Raw genomic sequence first — 19,931 nt, forward strand, 5'->3', positions numbered from 1 at the left:
AAGCTGTAATGATTCGCTTTTTTTGAATGAGATTTTAAGAATGTATTTAAAATACAAAGAAAAATGACAAAAGTGATTAACTTTGCAGCATGCAAATGGAGAAAAAAGACATACGCGCCTTATCAAAAGACCAGCTTCGCGATTTTTTCGTTGAAAATGGAGATAAAGCGTTTCGTGGAAATCAGGTTTATGAATGGTTGTGGAGCAAAGGAGCTCACAGTTTTGAAGATATGACTAATGTAGCTAAGGCTACAAGGTCTATGCTCGAGAATAATTTTGTAATCAATCATATTAAGGTTGATACCATGCAAAAAAGCAGTGACGGAACTGTAAAAAATGCCGTGAGACTTCATGACGGACTTGTTGTGGAATCTGTTCTAATTCCGACAGAAACCAGAACTACGGCTTGTGTATCGAGTCAGGTTGGATGTAGTTTGGATTGTAATTTCTGTGCTACAGCTAGATTAAAAAGAATGCGTAACCTTGAACCAGGCGAAATTTACGATCAAGTTCTGGCTATTGATAAAGAAAGCCGTTTGTATTATAATCATCCGCTTTCGAATATTGTTTTCATGGGAATGGGAGAACCTTTAATGAATTATAATAATGTCATTAAAGCAATTGACATGATTACTTCGGAAGAAGGTTTGGGAATGTCTCCAAAACGTATTATGGTTTCGACTTCCGGAATTCCGAAAATGATCAAAAAAATGGCAGACGATGATGTGAAGTTCAAACTGGCTGTTTCATTACATTCGGCTATAGATGAAACTCGTGCGAGAATTATGCCCTTCAGTAAAAACTTTCCGTTAAAAGATTTAAGAGAAGCTTTAGAATATTGGTACAGAAAAACCAAAAGCAAAATTTCATACGAATATGTAGTTTGGAAAGGAATCAACGACGACAAAGCTTCGGTTGATGCGTTAGTGAAATTCTGTAAATATGTGCCCTGTAAAGTCAATTTAATTGAATACAATCCAATTGATGACGGCGAATTCCAGCAAGCCTCAGAAGAGTCGATTATGGCCTATATAAAAGCCTTGGAAAATATTGGAGTGGTGGTAAAAGTAAGAAGAAGCCGAGGAAAAGACATCGACGCAGCTTGCGGTCAACTGGCCAACAAAGAAGCGTAAAAAAAAATATTCGCCAGAATTATACTCCGCTAGGAGTATCTCATCGGTAGAAAAAATATGTCCGTTCACCATTTTGAAATTGGTTCGCCATTTTTGAAATATCAACAAAAAAAAGCATTAAAAGCAAGGCGTAAGACTCGTTTTTAATGCTTTTTTTGGGCAAAAAGGATTTTATTTTTTCAAATCAATTTCTTCTGTAACCCCGTCTTTGGTTACTGTAGCAAGAGAGTCGCATTCTCCGCTTCCATAATCTATAGTTGCCGAAGCACCATTTTTAGTAATAGAAACAATTCCTTTTACAGCAAAAGATTTTCTGCAAATAGCATTAAACTCTAAAGGAGTTGTAATTTCTGCCGAGTAAGTATCTCCATTTGGGAAAGTTGTTGAACCGCTTCCTGTAACTACAAAAACATTGTCATCCCAATCGTACCAAGTATCATAACCAGAAGTCATTTCTTTAATTAAGGTTCCTTTTCGAGTATAAACGCCGCCATCATCAAACGTAATCGTTAAATCTATCGATGCGGTAGAAACAGGATGAGGGGTAACCAGCAAATTAGTTTCTTTAATAGTTCGAACAATACTTTTACTTCCCTGAAGTTTTTTGCCGTTATGATAAAATCCTTCAAAAGTGTAACTAATAGTTTGAGTCGAAGAACTAAAATCGTTAGAAAAAGAAACAATCATTTTTCCTTTAACTGTGTTTCCGTTATTTAAAGTACAGCCCTCAACACCAAAATCGACAGTTTTTGTCCAAGTATTATTAGTCAAAACGGTTGTTATAGTGGCGCAGCTTGGAAGAAAATTCTTTTTAGGGCCTCCATATTTTGAATTTATATTCAGTTGTGAGGTAAATTGATCTTCGGCAATATTGGTAACATCATCTACAGTGGCATCGATTTTGGAATTGGTGATAATTTCATCGTTGGTAATCGCTGTTCCTGATCCATCATTTGTTTTTTCATCAGAATTACAGCTGATAAAAAAAGACATCGAAATACAAGTGCTAATTAATAAAAATTTTGTTTTCATAAATAATAGTTTTGGGTTCTTCTTTTAATTAATGAATTCAAATCAGTATTAGTTAGAGCTATTTTTGGTGGTTGTTTTTAGATTAAGGCGTAATTTTTTTTAAATCCTAACTTAAAATACACAACGTATTTTTATTTAAAATAGTATATTTGGAGTCTAAATGAATATTACGTCTCAAATAAAGCAGCCTATTTTTAACGAAATGGAACTTTTCGAAAAAAAGTTCCATGAGTCGATGACTTCTAAGGTTGCCTTACTAAACCGAATCACTTATTATATCGTAAACCGCAAGGGAAAACAAATGCGTCCGATGTTTGTTTTTCTTACTGCAAAAATGGTTTCAGGCGGTACTGTAAACGAAAGAACCTATCGTGGAGCTTCGGTTATCGAATTGATTCATACCGCAACTTTAGTACACGATGACGTGGTGGACGACAGTAATCGCCGTCGCGGATTTTTCTCAATCAATGCGCTTTGGAAAAACAAAATCGCTGTTTTGGTTGGAGATTATTTATTGTCGAAAGGTTTATTACTTTCAATTGATAATGGCGATTTCGATTTGTTGAAAATCATTTCGGTTGCCGTCCGTGAAATGAGCGAAGGAGAATTGCTTCAAATCGAAAAAGCAAGAAGACTGGATATTACCGAGGACGTTTACTACGAAATCATCAGAAAAAAAACAGCAACACTTATTGCAGCCTGTTGTGCTCTTGGCGCGAAAGCTGTAATCGAAGACGATGTTCAGGTAGAAAACATGCGAAAGTTTGGTGAATTAATCGGAATGGCATTTCAAATCAAAGACGATTTATTCGATTACAGTGAAGAAGCTATCGGAAAACCAACCGGAATCGATATTAAAGAGCAAAAAATGACTTTGCCTTTAATTCATGTTTTAAATACTTGTACTCCACAAGAAAAAAAGTGGTTGATCAACTCCATCAAAAACCACAACAAAGACAAAAAACGCGTCAAAGAAGTAATTGCCTTTGTAAAAAACAATAATGGTTTGGCTTACGCCGAAAACAAAATGGTCGAATTCCAGCAGGAAGCTCTTTCTCTTCTTCAAAACTTCGAAGATTCTGAGTATAAAGATGCTTTGACTTTAATGGTCAACTACGTTATTGAAAGAAAAAAATAATCTTTTTAATTAAATAATTAGAAAATTTGTCAATTAGATAATTGATTTACTTTGTTGTAAATCAGCTGTTTTTTCATGCATTGGAATTTGGAATTTATTTTTTTTGAATTTTTTTTTAAGCCCATGCAACCATTTCAAATCGACAATCGTCTATGCTAATAGAAGTCTGTTTCTAAAACCAAAAACCAAAAGCTTATTAATGAAAATTATTTCGTTACATCAAGAAGAAACCAAAATCATAAAGTTGGCTGTCGAAAACAATCGTCAGGCACAACAGCAGATTTATGGTAAATATTCTTCAAAAATGTTAAGTGTATGCCGTCAATATATAAAGGACATTCAATTGGCAGAAGATGTAATGATAACGGCTTTCATGAAAGTGTTTACAAATTTGAAAAACTTTGAACACAAAGGAAGTTTTGAAGGCTGGATCCGCCGAATTATGGTTAACGAATGCATTTCGTATTTACGAGTTCAGAAAAAAGTAAAATTTGCCGAAGATGAATTTTTTGTTGAAGAAAGCTTTAATGAAATCGACAGTCAGTTTACAGTAGAACAGATTCAGTATTTAATTGATGCTTTGCCGGACGGCTATAAAATGGTTTTCAATTTATACGCTATTGAAGGTTACAAACACAATGAAATTGCCAAGATGTTAGGCATTAATGAAGGAACATCAAAATCGCAATTATCGCACGCTAGAAAAATGCTGCAAACACAAATTACTATTTTAAAAAAACAAGATAATGGAACCGAATAATTTTGAAAAGGATTTCCGTGAAAAGCTAGACGAACGTAGAATTGAACCAAGTAATAAAGCTTGGGATCGATTGGACGCTATGTTGAGTGTTCAAGAAGAAAAGAAACAGCCGTCAAAGAAAAAATGGCTGTATATCGCGGCAAGTTTCATAGGTTTTTTATTGATTGGAACTTTATTTTTTAATCAAAATAAAAATGCTGTTGAAACGCCAAAAACAGTAATTGTAGAAAAAGAAATCGAAAAAGAATCGGTTAAAGATCCTATTTTAAATACTGAGGATTCGGTAAAAACGGAAGTTGCTGTTTCTGAAAAACCTTCGGAAGTAATTTCAAATAAGGTAGAAAAAACAAGTAATCCAATCTCAAATAAAACCAGTAAAAATGAATCAAATCAAATAGCGGAGTCTTCAATCATCAAAAACAATCAATCAACAATCAATCAAACTGTAGTTCCGGAAAATCCTCAAAAAGAAAATGTTGACCAATTATTACAAAATGCAGAAGAAAAAGTTTTGGCTCAAAGTGGCGTTAAAAAAGCAAAAGTAAAAATCAATGCCAACGATTTGTTGAATCAGGTCGATGAGGAATTGGAGCTTTCATTTAGAGAAAAAGTAATTACGAAAGTAAACAAAAACCTGCAGGAAGTGAAAGTTGCTATATCTAATAGAAATCAGCAAGAGTGAGAATATAGAAAAAAGAATATAGAAAAAAGATTTTTAGATTCCGGAGGAACGAAGCATATTGTAGCGTCGGGTTTTAACCCGATGAAGACGGAATGAAAAATCACCATTTACAATCGATAATTATAAAATCATCAATCACTAATCAATCATTTTAAAAAATCAATCAATCATGAAAAATTTTACCATTTATTTCATTCTTTTCTTTTTCCTTTTGGTAAGTAAAGTAATGGGACAGGAAACCTTTGAATCTGAAACGAAAAGAATCGCTAATAAAATCGAGAAGATTACAAAAGAAGAAAAAGAAGCTTTAAAAGAAGAAGTTGAGGCTGTAAATGTTCAGTTGTCTGAAGGAAAGATTACGCAGGAACAGGCTGAAAAGCGTAAAAAAGAATTGGCAGAAGCAAGAGCGGTAATAATGGAAGAAAAAATTACGCTGGCTCAAAACGAACTAAACGATTTGGTTCAGAAAAAAGTAGATGGAAAAATAAAAGAAGATTCTTCTAAAGTATATATGATTCGCTGGAAATCGTATAAACATGATAAAGATTCGATTCGAGGTGAAAAGAGAACAACTTCTCAGTTTGTTTTCGCAATGGGATTAAATAACACACTTGCTGACGGAAAACTTCAGGATTCCAATTATAGTTTTATTGGTTCACATTTTTACGAATGGGGTTTTACTTATAATTCAAGATTAATGAAAAACGATAATCTGCTTCATGCTAAATATGGTCTTTCATTAATGTATAATAACATCCGTCCAACAAACAATCGTTCATTTGTGGTAGACGGAGACCAAACCAATTTGGTTGAAAATCCAATTCATTTAACGGAATCTCGTTTTAGAAATGTGTATTTGGTTGCTCCAGTGCATTTGGAATTCGATTTTACAAGACCAACAGAAAAAGATGGCGTAAAATATTTTAAAACCCATAAAAGTTTCCGTTTTGGAGTTGGAGGTTATGCGGGGATCAATGTAAAATCGAAACAGATTTTAAAATATGAAGAAGAAGATTTGAAATATAAAACCAGAATAAAAGGCGATTACAATGTAAATAATTTTGTTTACGGTCTGAGTTCGTATATCGGCTACAGAGAATTGAGTTTATATTTTAAATACGATTTAAATCCATTGTTTCAGGATAATTTAATCAAAGAAAATAACATTTCGTTGGGACTTCGATTAGATTTGAACTAAAGAATTGGTCGTTTAGTTAGTGAAAAAAGCATCTTCAAAAGAGATGCTTTTTTGTTTCAAAAAAGCAGCAAAATTCAAGTAGGATTTGTGTAATTTTACAGGCTCTTAATTTTAAAAATATTTTACATTTTGATTTCACAAAAGACTATAGATACTGTTTTTGAAACCGCTCGAGTAGAGGAGGTTATCGGCGATTTTGTGAATTTAAAACGCGCAGGAAGTAATTTCAAAGGACTGAGTCCGTTCTCAGATGAGCGCTCGCCTTCCTTCATGGTGTCACCTGCAAAAGGAATCTGGAAAGATTTTAGTACAGGAAAAGGAGGGAATTCCGTTAAATTCTTAATGGAGCATTCACAATTTACTTATCCGGAAGCCATTCGTTATTTGGCTCGAAAATACAATATTGAAATAGAAGAAACCGAGCAGACAGATGCAGAAAAAGCAATGACGGATGTTCGCGAAAGTATGTATCTGGTTTCTGAATTTGCGGCTAAATATTTTAACGACGTACTTTTAAATAGTGAAGAAGGAAAAGCGATTGGATACTCTTATTTCAAAGAAAGAGGATTTACAAACGAGACCATCAAAAAGTTCAATTTAGGATATTCCCCAGAAACTTGGGACGCTTTGACTAAAGAAGCCCTTGGAAAAGGATATAAATTAGAATTTTTAGAAGGTACAGGTTTAACCATTCCAAGAGAAGACCGTCCGTTTGATCGGTTTAAAGGACGCGTAATGTTCCCAATTCAAAGTATGTCGGGGCGTGTTTTGGGTTTTGGAGGACGTATTTTAACCAATGATAAAAAAGCAGCAAAATATCTGAATTCGCCTGAAAGTGAAATTTACCATAAGAGTAAAGTGCTTTACGGAATTTACCATGCTAAACAATCTATTGCCAAACAAAACAACTGTTATTTAGTTGAAGGTTATACCGATGTAATTCAGTTTAATCAGGCAGGAATTGAAAATGTGGTGGCTTCGTCCGGAACGGCTTTAACGCCGGACCAAATTCGTTTGATCAATCGTCTGACCAGAAATATAACCGTTCTTTTTGATGGAGATGCGGCTGGTTTACGAGCATCTATTCGAGGAATCGATTTGATTTTGGAGGAAGGAATGAATGTAAGAGTCTGCTCTTTTCCTGACGGAGAAGATCCAGATAGTTTTGCTCGCAAAAATTCGCATGAGGCTTTAGTTTCTTATCTAGAAGAAAACAGCAAAGATTTTATACAGTTTAAGGCTTCTATCTTGATGGATGAAGCGAAAAACGATCCCATCAAAAAAGCCGATCTGATTCGTGATATGGTAGCAAGTATTTCAAAAATACCAGACCGTATCCAGCGTGAAGTTTATATTCAGGAATGTGCTCGAATTATGGATATTTCAGAGCAGGTTTTAGTAAGTACATTGGCACAGCTGATTCAAAAAGATCTTGCCGATGCGAACAAAAAGCAAAAGCAGGAACAAAAACCTTTTGAAGTTCATCGAAACCAACCTCCAAATGCAGGCTCATTTTCAGGAGGAGATCCGGAAGATCCAAGAACTGGTCCGCCAGAAGGTTATGATTATCCAGGAGATTCCGGATATTATTCGCAAGAACAAAATCAAAAAGTTGATATTTTATATGGTTTCGAAAGAAAAGTTATTGAAGTTTTGCTTTTGTACGGAAGTGTAGTAGAAGATTTTGAAGATGTTTTCTTGAAAGCAGATGAAGAAGGAAATGTAAAAGAAGTTTCGGAAAAAAGACAATATAAAGTATTCGAAAAAATATATTTAAGTCTTCAGGAAGATGAGATACAGCTGTCGAATGTTTTATTTCAAAATATTTACAATAACCTTATTGATTTTTATAATCAGAATGAGGTCTTTAGTTTAGATAAGTATTTGATGCGTTTGGAGCCTGAATTTGCTCAGGAAGTAACCAATATTTTAATGGAAGACGAAAGGTTGACTATTCATAATTGGGAAGGACAGAATATTTTTCCGAAGCAAAAAAGTGAAACAATCGAGCAGAATGTTTCGGAGACGATATTTGCGTTGCGATGGTATTTGGTGTCTGCAATCATTGCAGAATTAAAGAATTCTCTTTTAACCAATCCGCAAGAAGACAATTCAGAAACTTTGAGCATGGTTATGGATTATTCCAAACTATTGAATAATTTTTCGAAGAAATTAGGTCGTGTAGTAGTACCTTATCACTACCAATAAAAAGAAAAAAAACTCTATCAATCTGAGAACAGAATGATAGAGTTTTTAAGTTTTTCGGCTGTCTAAGAATAGACTTCTACCGATTTAAAATTAAATAATTTCTAAAGTCTTAGCTTTGTTTACTAAGTCAACTAAATTAGTAACATTTAATTTAGTCAATAATCTTAGTTTGTAAGTACTGATCGTTTTTTCGTTCAGATTTAAGATTTTAGAGATTTCATTGTTTTTCTTTCCATCACTTAAGTAACGTAAAACTTCAATCTCACGATTAGAAAGTTTTCTGTACAGACGCTCGCTTTTGCTTTGTTTCGCGATAAGGGCCATGTTTTTGCGTACTGTTTCGTTGATGATGATTTTTCCTTCTTGTACTTTAATAATAGAATGTCCTAGAGTTTCTAGTTTTTCTGTTTTGTGTACATACCCGGAAACTCCTGCTTTAATTGCGTTTGGAGCGTACATTTGCTCAGCAAGATCACTAAAAATAACAATTTTTGTTTTTGGGAAATTTTTCAAAATCGATTTGATTTCGAAGATACTAGAAAGACCTTCTAGTTCTAAATCTAAGATTAGAATGTCGATTTCCTTCGTCTGAAGGATGTCTCTAACCATTGAAAAATTGCCTACGTTGGCAACAATTGAAATTTGATCGTGGTCTTTGAAATAAGACTTAACGCCAAAGTGCGTCACAGGATGATTGTCTGCTAGACATACTTTAATCATAATTTTTACCTTTTTTAGAATTGTTCATGTTTTTGGAACTGTAAAATTAATAAATAAATTCTGTAGTTTATAGCTGACAAATGTTAAAAAAAATTATTTTAACGTTTTTGGTATAATGCAGACCGGAATTGGGTCCATTTTATGCTTGTTATTGGTGTTTAATCGTTTATAAATTTCAAAGACAGATTTTTCTCTCCCTTCGAAGTCAGATGCCGTTTTTCCTGACTCCGCAGACAACATTGCCCATTCTAATTCATCATAACTTGCTCCTAATTGGTCTTCATCGGTACGATTATCTCCAAATAATCCATCTGTAGGTGCTGCTGTTAAAATTGATTGTGGAATTTCTAAAAATTCTCCCAAAGCATACACATCAGATTTCATCAAATCAGCAATCGGACTTAAATCGACACCTCCATCTCCATATTTCGTATAAAATCCTACGCCAAAATCTTCTACTTTGTTTCCAGTTCCGGCAACAAGTAAGCCATGAATTCCAGCTAAGTAATATAAAGAAGTCATTCTTAGGCGTGCTCTTGTATTCGCTAATGCTAAATTCACTTTACCTTCGTCATCTGTTTTTGGAACAGCACTTTTGAATGATTCGAAAACAGCAGTTAAGTCGGTTTGTACTTCAGAAACATTTGGAAAACGTTTTTTTAGTTGTTCAATATGTTCTTTTGCTCTATTTACTTGGCTTTCTGCCTGATGAATTGGCATTTCAACACACAAAACCTTCAGTCCAGTCTGTGCACATAAAGTTGAGGTTACAGCAGAATCTACGCCTCCTGAGATTCCAATTACAAAACCGTTTACTTTCGCATTAGTAGCATAATTTTTTAGCCACTCTACAATATGCGTATTTACTTTTTCTGTCTGAATTGTGCTTTTTTTAGCCATAATAGTTTAAGTTTTAAAGTACAGGGATGTATATTTGCAGAATTATTTTTAAGTCCATAGTCACTTAAAATTCTGGTAACACAAATCTAATTAAAATAAAATGAAATTATATCGCTTTGCAGTGGTTCTATGCCTGTTTTTTTTGTCCTGCAACCAAAAATCTAAGGTTGAAAAAGAAGTGGAAGAAATTCCTGTAGATGTTAAGGTGGAACGTTTTGATAAGGTGTTTTTTGAAACCAAACCTGAAGATCTGGCAAAGATTAAAAAACAATACCCTTTTTTCTTTCCAGCAGGGAATGATGATAATGTTTGGCTGCAAAAAATGCAGGAACCAATTTGGAGAGAAGTATATGATGAGGTGCAGAAAAAGTATAGCAATTTTGAACCTGTAAGAGAAGAATTCAACAATCTTTTTCAGCACGTAAAATATTATTTTCCAAAAACTAAAATTCCAAAAGTGATTACTGTTATTGGAGAAATGGATTATAACGCTAAGGCAATTTATGCAGATAGCCTAGTTATAGTAGCTTTGGAATTGTATTTAGGAAAAGAGCATAAGTTTTATGAGTTTCCAAATTATTTAAAACAGAATTTTGAAGAAAAACAAATTATGCCAGATGTGGTTTCTAGTTTTTCTTACCGAAATATTTCAAATTCAGTAGATAAAAGTTTGGTTTCGCAAATGATTTTCGAAGGGAAACAGCTTTATGCGAAAGATTTGCTTCTTCCAAATTATACGGATGCAGAAAAAATGGGATACACACCAGAACAAATTAAATGGTGTGAAGAAAATGAGGCCTACATGTGGCGTTATTTTGTAGAAAATGAAATGCTTTACAGTGATGATCAGAAATTGACATCAAGATTTATAGCTCCTGCACCTTTTTCTAAATTCTTTTTAGAGATTGATAACGACTCTCCCGGCCGTGTCGGCGCTTGGATTGGATGGCAAATGGTACGTTCTTATATGAAAAACAATAGTGATGTTTCTTTGGCAGAATTATTTAAAATTGAGCCAAAAGAAATCTTCGAAAAATCAAAATATAAACCTAAGAAATAATGGCAAATATAAACTCAGAGATTAAATTCAATATAGAATTAGATGAAAACCGTGTTCCAGAAAAATTAACTTGGAGCGCACAAGATGGCGGTGTACAAGCCGAAGAAGCAAAGGCAATTATGTTGTCAATCTGGGACAGCAAAGCAAAAGAAACCATGCGCATCGATTTATGGACAAAAGATATGCCGGTAGACGAAATGAAGATTTTCTTTCACCAGACTTTAGTGGCAATGTCGGATACTTTTAAACGTGCAACAGATGACGAAAAAATGTCTGACACTATGAAAGATTTCTGCGATTACTTTGCAGAGAAACTGGAGTTAACAAAACAGTAAAAAGTTAAAAAAATAATAAAAATCAATTTCCAAATTCCAGTTGTAAAGCTTGGGATTTGGATTTTTTTATTCTTTTGTTTTGAAGTGAGAAAGTCATAATTTTCAGTTTATTGTCCAGTGTTAATGTTTAAATGCTGTATTTAAACAAATTTGATTTTAAATTTTAGAAAAAATGTTTAATAGGTTATTTTAGTGAAGTAAATTTTATAGTATGTTGTTCCCATTTCTCGTAAGTCTTGTCGGATTGTTTTTTTTATTGGTAAACACTGTTTCTTTTTATAGAACACGAAAAGACAAAGATTCCCATTATTTTATATTAATGGTTTATTTGATTTGTTTGTTCGTAAATGAATTATTCTGCAATATTATTGGGTTTTATGCTCCTGGATCCAATTTTTTCCTTTCACACTATTATTTCATTTTCCAATTTATTCTTTTAAGTTTATTTTTTCGTGGTTTGTTTACAAATGCAATCTTGAAGAAAGCAATACTTTTTTTTCTGGGTTTGGTTTTAGTTTTGTTGGCTGTACAATATTATAGAACGCCCAGTCTTTATTGGGAGTTTAATTTGTTTGAAATTGGCTCAACATCGATATTACTTGTTCTGTATGCAATCATTTATTTGTTTCAGAATTTCAAGAATATAAAATCAAACTATATTTATTTCTCTAACGGATTGATTATATATCTAGTCAGTAGTTCGACTATTTTTTTGAGCGGAAATACAGATGCTGTAATTTTTACCGAGCCATTTCTGCTTGATTTTTGGTTTTTTAATTCATTGTTTTACATCTTGTACCAATTTTTAATATTTAAAGAATGGCAGGCTTTGAAGCATATAAAAATGACCAAATCATAAGATAATAAGTGCTGAAAAAGCAAAATCCAAATTCCTGAAACTTTCTTATAGTTTGGAATTTGGATTTTTTTATTATTGAATATGCTCGAATATTACTTTATAGATCTTTTATTTAAATCTTTAAAAATACGTTTTAAAGCACCTGTCATCAAAGCGTCTGAATTTTTATAAAGGGTTATATTGTCTATAAGTTTATCCGACTTTTGAGTTTCCCACATTGATTTCGTGTTGCCTTTGTTGGTTATGCCTATAACTTTTTGTGAATAGATAATTTGCTGTAAATTCAAATCGTATATTTCCAACGTTACCGAGGCTTCGTTTTTCTCTGAACCATATTCGGTTTGATAAAGTTCGATAGAAGACAATTCGCTTTTATCCTTTTTAGTCGAAATATTGATGAAGAAGTCAAAGCCCGTTCCATCTTTTAGCTCTTTTAATTTTATGCTGTTAGGATTTAAAGGAATTTTTCGAGGGATGAGTAATCCTTTTGCATCATGGATATAAGTTACTCGATCTGATACATTCTTTTTAAAGAATTTCAAGGATTGTTCAGTCAGTTTTTCTTTTGAATTTTTTGGGCAGTCCAATTCGTTTAAAAGCCATTTTCCAGAAGAAAAATCAACTCCAGTTCTTTGTCCTGTTGTAAACATAAATTGCGATGTTTGGCAGGAAGAGAATAGTAACAGAACGGAAATGCAAAGTGTAAAACAAGTTGATTTAAAATTACGCATAGGTTAAGTTTGATTCGGTTCAAATATAACCTAAAAAATATTTTGTTTAAGATTTTTCCCTAAAATAAAAATTCCAATCATTACGATTGGAATTTCTCTATTTGGAATTTAGCCTAAAATTCAGAATTATTTTTAAAAACCTCCTGATTCACTTGGTCGATATAAGATAGAAGCTCCTCTTTTCCGATTGATTCTGTAGAGGATGTTACAAAATATTGTGGCATTTCGGCCCAGTTGTTAGCGTACATTTGCTTTTTGTAAGCTGCAATATGAGAATCAATTTTTCCTTTACTGATTTTATCGGCTTTGGTAAAAATGATGCAAAACGGAATTTCGCTTTCTCCCATATAAGACATAAATTCAATGTCAATATTTTGAGCTTCATGGCGAATGTCAATCAAAACAAAAGCACAAACCAATTGTTCTCGTTGTTCGAAATAATCGGTAATAAACTTTTGAAAAGTTGATTTTGTTTTCTTTGAAACTTTAGCATATCCGTAACCAGGCAAATCGACCAAAAACCAATTATTATTGATTTTAAAGTGATTTATTAATTGTGTTTTTCCTGGTTTCCCAGATGTTTTGGCTAAGTTTTTATTATTGGTAAGCATGTTTATTAAAGACGACTTACCTACGTTTGATCTTCCTATAAAAGCATATTCCGGCAAAAAATCCTTTGGACATTTTGATGCATCAGAATTGCTGACAATAAATTCGGCGGTGTTAATTTTCATGTTTCTTCGTTTTAAAACCTCCTAAAAAGTAAATAGTAATGGCTTATAAATTCTTTTCAGTAAGCCATTTTTCAAGAATTTCATTAAATTCCTGAGGGTGTTCCATCATCGCGGCATGTCCGCATTTATCAATCCAGTATAAAGTAGAATTTGGTAATAATTTATCAAATTCTTCTGCTACATTCGGAGGTGTTACAGAATCGTTTTTGCCCCAAATGATACAAGTTTCAACGTCCATTTTTGGTAGATCCTTAGCCATATTATGGCGAATGGCACTTTTGGCAATCGTTAAAGTTTTAATCAGTTTGATTCGGTCGTTAGCCGTCGCATACACTTCATCAATCAAATCGGGAGTTGCAATTTTTGGGTCATAAAATACAGCTTCAGCTTTTGTTTTGATGTATTCGTAATCGCCTCTTCTTGGATAACTGTCTCCCATTGCGCTTTCGTAAAGTCCAGAGCTTCCGGTTATTACAAGTCCAGCAACTTTTTCAGGGTAAAGCTTTGTGTGGTAAAGTGCGATGTGTCCTCCAAGAGAATTCCCTAAAAGAATTACTTTGTCAAAACCTTTAAAAGTGATAAAGTCTTTTACGTATTTGGCAAAACTTTTTACGTTTGTTTTTAAAATGCTTTGTGTATAGATTGGCAAATCTGGAATAACAACCTTATATCCTTTTGTTGGGAAATATTGTGCCACACCATCAAAGTTACTTAGACCTCCCATTAACCCATGCAGAATAACGATAGGTGTACCTTCTCCAGCTTCAAAATAGCTGTATTTGCCTTCTTTTTTGTAGTGTTTGTCCATCTAATTTAATGCCAATTTCAATTTCGACAAATATAGGGTTAAATAAATAAAAATGAATTTTTGCTGCCGTTTTTTAACTACATAATTTCAGTAGAATTTATAAATAGCTAAAAATCAGTAATTAATATCTTATTTGCAGAATTGTCTAAATGTTAAGAAAACTGCATTATAATCATTTTTTTAAGAAAATTAGCGCATTATATTTTTGAATGAATAATGGATCTGTGAATCTGTTAATTAATAGTTAAGGTATTGATTGATTGTTGATTACCAAAAGTGGTAGTAAAGTGGTTAAACTTATTAACAAAGTGGTATAAAGTGGTAAAATGTGGTAAAATTTTTTATATTTTTGCTGTATAACATGTTATACTAGTTTTTTGAACACAATTGTTGGAACATACGAATGTAAAGTCGATGCTAAAGGAAGGCTAATGATGCCTGCGCCTTTGAAAAAGCAGTTGACAGCTTCACTTCAGGACGGATTTGTCTTGAAGCGTTCTGTGTTTCAGCCGTGTTTAGAGTTGTATCCTATGGTAGAATGGGATGCAATGATGAAAAAAATCAACAAGCTTAATCGCTTTGTAAAAAAGAACAACGATTTCATTAGAAGGTTTACTGCTGGTGTTAAAGTGGTTGAGGTTGATGCATTGGGGAGATTGCTGGTGCCAAAAGATTTGGTAACGTTTGCCAGTATTTCTAAAGATGTGGTTTTTTCATCGGCGGTTAATATAGTAGAGATCTGGGATAAGGATTTATACGAAAAATCAATAAGCGGCGAAGATATGGATTTTGCGGATCTAGCCGAAGAAGTAATGGGAAATATTAATGACGACGAAGATGGAATATCATAATCCGGTTTTGCTTCATCCAACTGTAGATGGTTTAGGTATTAAACCAGATGGTGTGTATGTAGATGTTACGTTTGGAGGCGGTGGTCATTCAAAAGAGATTTTAAGAAGATTAGGGCCAAACGGAAAATTGTTTGCCTTCGATCAAGACGAAGATGCATTAGCAAATGCATTACCAGATGAAAGGTTTACACTGATCAATGAGAATTTTAGGTTCATAAAAAGATTTTTGCGTTTTCACGGAGTAAAGGCAGTAGATGGAATCTTAGCAGATTTAGGAGTCTCATCACATCAGTTTGATGTTCCGGAAAGAGGTTTTTCAACCCGATTTGATGCTGAACTGGATATGCGGATGAGTCAGAAAAATGATTTAAATGCTTACCGAGTGGTGAACGAATATGAAGAACAGGATTTACGTCGTGTTTTTTTTGATTATGGGGAGTTGAAAAACGCACCGGTTTTGGCAAGAACAATTGTTGAAGCAAGAAAAGATTATCCGATCAAAACAACTGAAGAGTTAAAAGACGTTCTGAAAAAGTTTTTGCCGGAGAAAGTTCGAAATAAAGTACTGGCTCAGATTTATCAGGCAATCAGAATTGAGGTAAATCAGGAAATGGATGTTTTAAAAGAATTTATCGAACAGTCGTTAGAGATTTTAAAACCAGGCGGAAGATTCTCGGTAATATCATACCATTCTTTAGAAGATCGATTGGTGAAAAGATTTATAAAAAACGGAATGTTTGAAGGAGAACCAGAAAGAGATTTCTACGGAAATTTTTCAGTTCCATTCAAAACAATCGGAAAACTGATTGTTCCGGATGATGCGGAAATCAAGATGAATAATAGAGCCAGAAGTGCCAAATTAAGAATCGCTGAAAAGATATAATATATATTAAGGTATAAAGAAGAATGAAAAGTGGTGTATTTAGCATATTAAAAGCAAGATTCCTGATTCATGAAGATGCGGTAAAAAACTGGAGATTCATTGTTTTTATAATTCTGCTGGCGATTTTGATGATTGCCAATACACAGCGATACGAGCAGAAGGTTTTTGAAATTGCGAAATTAAACAATGAAGTTAAAGAGCTAAGATCTGAATTTGTGGATCGACGTTCAGAATTGATGAAGTTGAAAATGGAGTCAACCATTTCGGATAAAATGTTAGAAAAACAAATTTTTCCGTCGACAGTTCCTCCAGTGAAAATAGAAGTTAAAAAAGAAGAAGAAAAAAGTTTCTTTAAAAGAATATGGCAGTAGACGATAAACATATATCCTACAGAATTTACCTCGTAGCAGTTTTCATCTTTTTGATGGCAATTGCTATTGTCGTTAAATTGACCAATATTCAATGGGTTCAAGGAGATTATTACAGACAATTGGCAAAACAACGTACCGTTAGAAACTTTGTAATCCCTGCAAACAAAGGAAATATTTATTCTGCCGATGGAAGTTTACTGGCAACTTCAATTCCGAATTACGAGATTCGTTTTGATGCCAAAGCGCCAAAAACAGAAACTTTTGAAAAATATGTAAAACCATTGTCAGATTCATTGGCAACAGTTTTGGATAAACCGAGCAGTTATTTTCAAAAGGAATTAAGAAAAGCACGTGAGAATAAAAATCGTTATTATTTGATTGCCCGCAAATTGAGTTATACTGAATATGTGAAAATTAAAAGTTTTCCATTATTCAATTTAGGAGCTTTTAAGGGTGGAATTATAGTAGAGCAGGAAACCGTTAGAAAACATCCTATAGGTAAAATTGCTGAAAGGACTATTGGTTATGACAAAATTGATCCAGCAACAGGAGTAGAAGTAGGAAAAGGAATTGAATGGGCTTTTAAAAATTATCTGAATGGAAAAGACGGTAAAATTTTAAAGCAAAAAATCGCAAAAGGGCAATGGAAGCCAATTCGTGATGTTAATGAAGTTGATCCAATTGACGGTTACGATGTAATTTCTACGATAGATGTTTTTATTCAGGATATTGCGCATCATGCTTTGCTGAAACAATTAGAAGATTATGAAGCAGATCACGGTTGTGTGGTGGTAATGGAAACACAAACAGGACATGTAAAAGCAATTTCTAATTTAGGAAGAGCAGAAGACGGATCGTATTATGAAACAACAAATTATGCAATTGCGGAATCTCACGAACCGGGATCAACTTTTAAATTAGTTGATTTAATGGCGATTTTGGAAGATAAAGTAGCTGATACAAGTACGGTTTACGATAGTCACAATGGTGTGGTTAAATATTATGGAAGATCAGTTCGTGATTCGCATAATGGAGGTTACGGAAAAGTTTCATTAGCCCGCGGATTCGAACTTTCGTCAAACACTGTAATGGTTCAGGCGGTTTATGATGCATATAAAAGCAATCCATCAAAATTTGTGAATCATATTAATAGTTACGGACTAAATAAGACGCTAGGATTGCATTTTAAAGGAGAAGGAAGGCCGTATATTCCACAGCCTGGAGATAAACATTGGTCGGGAGTTTCACTTCCGTGGATGGCATTTGGATATGGAGTTTCGGTAACGCCAATGCAGACTTTAGCATTTTACAATTCAGTTGCAAATGATGGGGTAATGGTAAAACCGCAATTCGTATCTGAAATAAAAGAATGGAATAAAACCATCAAGAAATTTGATGTAGAAGTTATAAATCCGAGGGTTTGTTCGCCAGAAACATTGAAAAAAGTGAAAGCAGTATTGCTTAATGTGGTTAAAAAAGGAACAGGTTCTAAATTGTATTCGAAAGATTTTTCAATGGCAGGGAAAACGGGAACGGCTCAGATGAATTATGGAGGAAAAGAAGGGAAATCAGCATTGTATTATGCATCTTCTTTCGTAGGATATTTTCCAGCTGATCATCCAAAATATTCTTGTATTGTAGTGGTTCATAAGCCGAATACAGCAAAAAATAATTATTACGGAGCAGATGTTGCAGGGCCGGTTTTTAAAAGAATCGCTCAAAAGATTTTTACAGATGCACCTTCAACAAATAAAATAAAACAGCTGGATTCTAAGATTGCAAAACAAGAAATCAGTTATGATAAGTTTGATAAAGAATCAAACAAAAAATTGAACCAGATTCCAGATTTAAAGGGAATGCCAGGAATGGACGCAGTTGCTTTGATGGAAAATTTAGGTTTAAAAGTAAAAGTAAACGGATTTGGAAAGGTTAAAAAACAATCGATTCAAGCAGGACAAAACATCATTAAAAACACAACTATAGTATTAGAATTATCGTGAAAATACTAAAAGACATATTATATAAGGTAGCTATTGAATCTGTTAAAGGTTCAACGGATATCGCTATTTCTAAAATTGAATTTGATTCTCGTAAAGTAGAAGCAAATGATGTTTTTGTGGCAATCAGAGGTTCGCTTTCTGATGGACATGATTATATTGAAAAAGCGATTCAGCTTGGAGCAAAAGCAATTATTTGTGATACGCTTCCAGAAAATATAGCAAGCGAAGTAACTTATATTCAGGTAAAAGACACCAATACTGCTTTGGCTTTTATGGCTGCTAATTATTTTGAAGATCCTTCTGCAAAACTAAAATTAGTTGGTGTAACGGGTACAAATGGGAAAACGACAATTGCTTCATTATTGTTTCAATTGTTTCAAAAAGCAGGTTTTAAAGTTGGATTGTTATCAACTGTAAAAATTGTAGTAGATAAAACAGAATATCCTGCAACACATACAACGCCAGATTCTTTGACAATTAATCATTATTTAAATGAAATGATTGAAGCTGGAGTGACGCATTGTTTTATGGAAGTAAGTTCGCATGGAATCCATCAAAAACGTACAGAAGCTTTACACTTTGTAGGTGGCATTTTCACGAATCTTTCTCACGATCATTTAGATTATCATCCAACGTTTGCTGAATACAGGGATGTGAAAAAATCATTTTTTGACTCACTTCCAAAATCAGCATTTGTATTGTCGAATATTGATGATAAAAATGGTTCTGTAATGTTGCAGAACACCGTTGCAAAAAAACTGACTTACGCTTTAAAATCCTATGCAGATTACAGAGCACAGATTTTAGAAAGTCAATTGTCTGGATTGTTGTTGAAAATTAACGACAATGAAGTTTGGGTAAAACTAATCGGTACTTTCAACGCGTACAATGTTTTAGCTATTTACGGAACGGCTGTAGAGCTAGGAATTGACAGTCTTGAAGCGTTGCGTTTATTGTCTGATTTAGAAAGTGTTTCGGGACGTTTTCAATATATCGTTTCAGACGGAGGCATTACGGCAGTTGTAGATTATGCACATACGCCAGATGCTTTGGAAAATGTTCTGAAAACTATAAATGATATTCGTACTAAAAACGAACAATTAATTACGGTTGTGGGTTGTGGAGGAAATAGAGACAAAACGAAACGACCAATTATGGCAAAGATTGCTTCGGATTTAAGTGACAAAGCAGTTTTGACATCAGATAATCCGAGAAATGAAGATCCAGAGGTTATTTTGGATGAAATGGAGCAGGGAGTGGAACCTCAGAATTATAAAAAAATGCTTCGAATTACGGATAGAAAACAAGCCATCAAAACTGCTTGCCAATTGGCAGAAGCAAAAGATATTATCCTGATTGCAGGAAAAGGACACGAAACCTATCAGGAAATAAATGGTGTTCGCCATCATTTTGATGATATGGAAACAATTAAAGAAATTTTAGAACAATTAAACAAATAACAATCAATTATTAAGTTCAAATACCACCAAAATGATTGGAATTTGGAATTTCAAAATTGGAATTTAAA

At 33.6% G+C, this 19,931-nt stretch carries 19 protein-coding genes; 13 read left to right on the plus strand and 6 right to left on the minus strand.

The window, feature by feature from the left end:
• Nucleotides 1-89 precede the first annotated feature (89 nt).
• Nucleotides 90-1,133: a dual-specificity RNA methyltransferase RlmN gene (rlmN, locus tag BM289_RS08820; RefSeq protein WP_091492539.1), complete on the plus strand. Its 1,044-nt coding sequence runs from the start codon at nt 90-92 to the stop codon at nt 1,131-1,133.
• 171 nt (nt 1,134-1,304) lie between these two features.
• On the opposite strand, the gene BM289_RS08825 is transcribed toward rlmN, so the two are convergent.
• Nucleotides 1,305-2,165, minus strand: coding sequence for a hypothetical protein (locus BM289_RS08825; RefSeq protein ID WP_091492540.1), 861 nt, complete (start codon nt 2,163-2,165; stop codon nt 1,305-1,307).
• 160 nt (nt 2,166-2,325) lie between these two features.
• On the opposite strand from BM289_RS08825, the gene BM289_RS08830 reads away from it, so the two are divergent.
• The 5 genes from BM289_RS08830 to dnaG all read left to right on the plus strand — a co-directional run bounded on the left by BM289_RS08830 (nt 2,326) and on the right by dnaG (nt 8,151).
• Entirely contained in the window at nt 2,326-3,303 is a 978-nt protein-coding gene (locus BM289_RS08830) for a polyprenyl synthetase family protein (protein WP_091492542.1), read from the plus strand.
• Between the two features lie 199 nt (nt 3,304-3,502).
• Nucleotides 3,503-4,063, plus strand: a complete 561-nt coding sequence (locus tag BM289_RS08835) for an RNA polymerase sigma factor (protein WP_091492544.1) — start codon at nt 3,503-3,505, stop codon at nt 4,061-4,063.
• Nucleotides 4,050-4,745, plus strand: a complete 696-nt coding sequence (locus BM289_RS08840; RefSeq protein ID WP_091492545.1) for a hypothetical protein — start codon at nt 4,050-4,052, stop codon at nt 4,743-4,745. Before BM289_RS08835 ends, BM289_RS08840 begins: the two co-directional genes overlap by 14 nt.
• A 169-nt stretch (nt 4,746-4,914) precedes the next feature.
• On the plus strand, nt 4,915-5,943 hold the full coding sequence (locus tag BM289_RS08845; RefSeq protein ID WP_091492547.1) for a hypothetical protein: 1,029 nt from the start codon (nt 4,915-4,917) through the stop codon (nt 5,941-5,943).
• Between the two features lie 129 nt (nt 5,944-6,072).
• Nucleotides 6,073-8,151 (plus strand): DNA primase, encoded by a 2,079-nt coding sequence (gene dnaG / locus BM289_RS08850; RefSeq protein ID WP_091492549.1) that lies wholly within the window; start codon nt 6,073-6,075, stop codon nt 8,149-8,151.
• A 90-nt stretch (nt 8,152-8,241) separates the two neighbouring features.
• On the opposite strand, the gene BM289_RS08855 is transcribed toward dnaG, so the two are convergent.
• Nucleotides 8,242-8,871, minus strand: coding sequence for a response regulator transcription factor (locus tag BM289_RS08855; protein ID WP_091492550.1), 630 nt, complete (start codon nt 8,869-8,871; stop codon nt 8,242-8,244).
• Nucleotides 8,872-8,964: 93 nt separating this feature from the next.
• Complete coding sequence (gene nadE, locus BM289_RS08860; RefSeq protein ID WP_091492552.1) at nt 8,965-9,771, minus strand: NAD(+) synthase; 807 nt, start codon at nt 9,769-9,771, stop codon at nt 8,965-8,967.
• Between the two features lie 100 nt (nt 9,772-9,871).
• On the opposite strand from nadE, the gene gldB reads away from it, so the two are divergent.
• Entirely contained in the window at nt 9,872-10,831 is a 960-nt protein-coding gene (gene gldB, locus BM289_RS08865; RefSeq protein WP_091492553.1) for a gliding motility lipoprotein GldB, read from the plus strand.
• Nucleotides 10,831-11,166, plus strand: a complete 336-nt coding sequence (gene gldC, locus BM289_RS08870; RefSeq protein WP_167365406.1) for a gliding motility protein GldC — start codon at nt 10,831-10,833, stop codon at nt 11,164-11,166. Before gldB ends, gldC begins: the two co-directional genes overlap by 1 nt.
• A 951-nt stretch (nt 11,167-12,117) precedes the next feature.
• On the opposite strand, the gene BM289_RS08880 is transcribed toward gldC, so the two are convergent.
• From BM289_RS08880 to BM289_RS08890, 3 genes are all read right to left on the minus strand, one after another.
• Nucleotides 12,118-12,675: a hypothetical protein gene (locus tag BM289_RS08880; protein WP_091492556.1), complete on the minus strand. Its 558-nt coding sequence runs from the start codon at nt 12,673-12,675 to the stop codon at nt 12,118-12,120.
• 194 nt (nt 12,676-12,869) lie between these two features.
• Complete coding sequence (gene yihA / locus BM289_RS08885) at nt 12,870-13,490, minus strand: ribosome biogenesis GTP-binding protein YihA/YsxC (RefSeq protein ID WP_091492558.1); 621 nt, start codon at nt 13,488-13,490, stop codon at nt 12,870-12,872.
• A 43-nt stretch (nt 13,491-13,533) separates the two neighbouring features.
• Nucleotides 13,534-14,298, minus strand: a complete 765-nt coding sequence (locus tag BM289_RS08890; protein ID WP_091492559.1) for an alpha/beta fold hydrolase — start codon at nt 14,296-14,298, stop codon at nt 13,534-13,536.
• Nucleotides 14,299-14,675: 377 nt separating this feature from the next.
• On the opposite strand from BM289_RS08890, the gene BM289_RS08895 reads away from it, so the two are divergent.
• From BM289_RS08895 to BM289_RS08915, 5 genes are read left to right on the plus strand one after another with little or no spacing between them, the layout of a single operon-like run.
• Entirely contained in the window at nt 14,676-15,149 is a 474-nt protein-coding gene (locus BM289_RS08895; RefSeq protein ID WP_035691746.1) for a division/cell wall cluster transcriptional repressor MraZ, read from the plus strand.
• Nucleotides 15,124-16,032 carry a 16S rRNA (cytosine(1402)-N(4))-methyltransferase RsmH gene (rsmH, locus tag BM289_RS08900; protein WP_208610243.1) on the plus strand — a complete coding sequence of 303 codons (909 nt, stop codon included), beginning with the start codon at nt 15,124-15,126 and terminating at the stop codon, nt 16,030-16,032. The genes BM289_RS08895 and rsmH overlap by 26 nt, the downstream gene beginning before the upstream one ends.
• A gap of 23 nt (nt 16,033-16,055) precedes the next feature.
• Nucleotides 16,056-16,403 carry an FtsL-like putative cell division protein gene (locus BM289_RS08905; RefSeq protein WP_008467159.1) on the plus strand — a complete coding sequence of 116 codons (348 nt, stop codon included), beginning with the start codon at nt 16,056-16,058 and terminating at the stop codon, nt 16,401-16,403.
• On the plus strand, nt 16,394-18,403 hold the full coding sequence (locus BM289_RS08910) for a penicillin-binding protein (RefSeq protein WP_091492560.1): 2,010 nt from the start codon (nt 16,394-16,396) through the stop codon (nt 18,401-18,403). The genes BM289_RS08905 and BM289_RS08910 overlap by 10 nt, the downstream gene beginning before the upstream one ends.
• Nucleotides 18,400-19,863, plus strand: coding sequence for a UDP-N-acetylmuramoyl-L-alanyl-D-glutamate--2,6-diaminopimelate ligase (locus BM289_RS08915; protein WP_091492561.1), 1,464 nt, complete (start codon nt 18,400-18,402; stop codon nt 19,861-19,863). The genes BM289_RS08910 and BM289_RS08915 overlap by 4 nt, the downstream gene beginning before the upstream one ends.
• Nucleotides 19,864-19,931: the final 68 nt, after the last annotated feature.

This window comes from Flavobacterium phragmitis (genome assembly GCF_900112575.1).
Lineage (GTDB): Bacteria > Bacteroidota > Bacteroidia > Flavobacteriales > Flavobacteriaceae > Flavobacterium > Flavobacterium phragmitis.

Excerpts from the sequence above, each read along its gene's own strand:
- nadE (WP_091492552.1), bottom strand. The coding sequence starts at position 9,771 with ATGGCTAAAAAAAGCACAATTCAGACAGAAAAAGTAAATACGCATATT.
- BM289_RS08910 (WP_091492560.1), top strand. The coding sequence starts at position 16,394 with ATGGCAGTAGACGATAAACATATATCCTACAGAATTTACCTCGTAGCA.
- rsmH (WP_208610243.1), top strand. The coding sequence starts at position 15,124 with ATGACGACGAAGATGGAATATCATAATCCGGTTTTGCTTCATCCAACT.
- rlmN (WP_091492539.1), top strand. The coding sequence starts at position 90 with ATGCAAATGGAGAAAAAAGACATACGCGCCTTATCAAAAGACCAGCTT.
- BM289_RS08855 (WP_091492550.1), bottom strand. The coding sequence starts at position 8,871 with ATGATTAAAGTATGTCTAGCAGACAATCATCCTGTGACGCACTTTGGC.
- BM289_RS08880 (WP_091492556.1), bottom strand. The coding sequence starts at position 12,675 with ATGTTTACAACAGGACAAAGAACTGGAGTTGATTTTTCTTCTGGAAAA.
- gldB (WP_091492553.1), top strand. The coding sequence starts at position 9,872 with ATGAAATTATATCGCTTTGCAGTGGTTCTATGCCTGTTTTTTTTGTCC.
- yihA (WP_091492558.1), bottom strand. The coding sequence starts at position 13,490 with ATGAAAATTAACACCGCCGAATTTATTGTCAGCAATTCTGATGCATCA.
- BM289_RS08835 (WP_091492544.1), top strand. The coding sequence starts at position 3,503 with ATGAAAATTATTTCGTTACATCAAGAAGAAACCAAAATCATAAAGTTG.
- BM289_RS08840 (WP_091492545.1), top strand. The coding sequence starts at position 4,050 with ATGGAACCGAATAATTTTGAAAAGGATTTCCGTGAAAAGCTAGACGAA.
- gldC (WP_167365406.1), top strand. The coding sequence starts at position 10,831 with ATGGCAAATATAAACTCAGAGATTAAATTCAATATAGAATTAGATGAA.
- BM289_RS08825 (WP_091492540.1), bottom strand. The coding sequence starts at position 2,165 with ATGAAAACAAAATTTTTATTAATTAGCACTTGTATTTCGATGTCTTTT.
- BM289_RS08890 (WP_091492559.1), bottom strand. The coding sequence starts at position 14,298 with ATGGACAAACACTACAAAAAAGAAGGCAAATACAGCTATTTTGAAGCT.
- BM289_RS08905 (WP_008467159.1), top strand. The coding sequence starts at position 16,056 with ATGAAAAGTGGTGTATTTAGCATATTAAAAGCAAGATTCCTGATTCAT.
- BM289_RS08830 (WP_091492542.1), top strand. The coding sequence starts at position 2,326 with ATGAATATTACGTCTCAAATAAAGCAGCCTATTTTTAACGAAATGGAA.
- BM289_RS08845 (WP_091492547.1), top strand. The coding sequence starts at position 4,915 with ATGAAAAATTTTACCATTTATTTCATTCTTTTCTTTTTCCTTTTGGTA.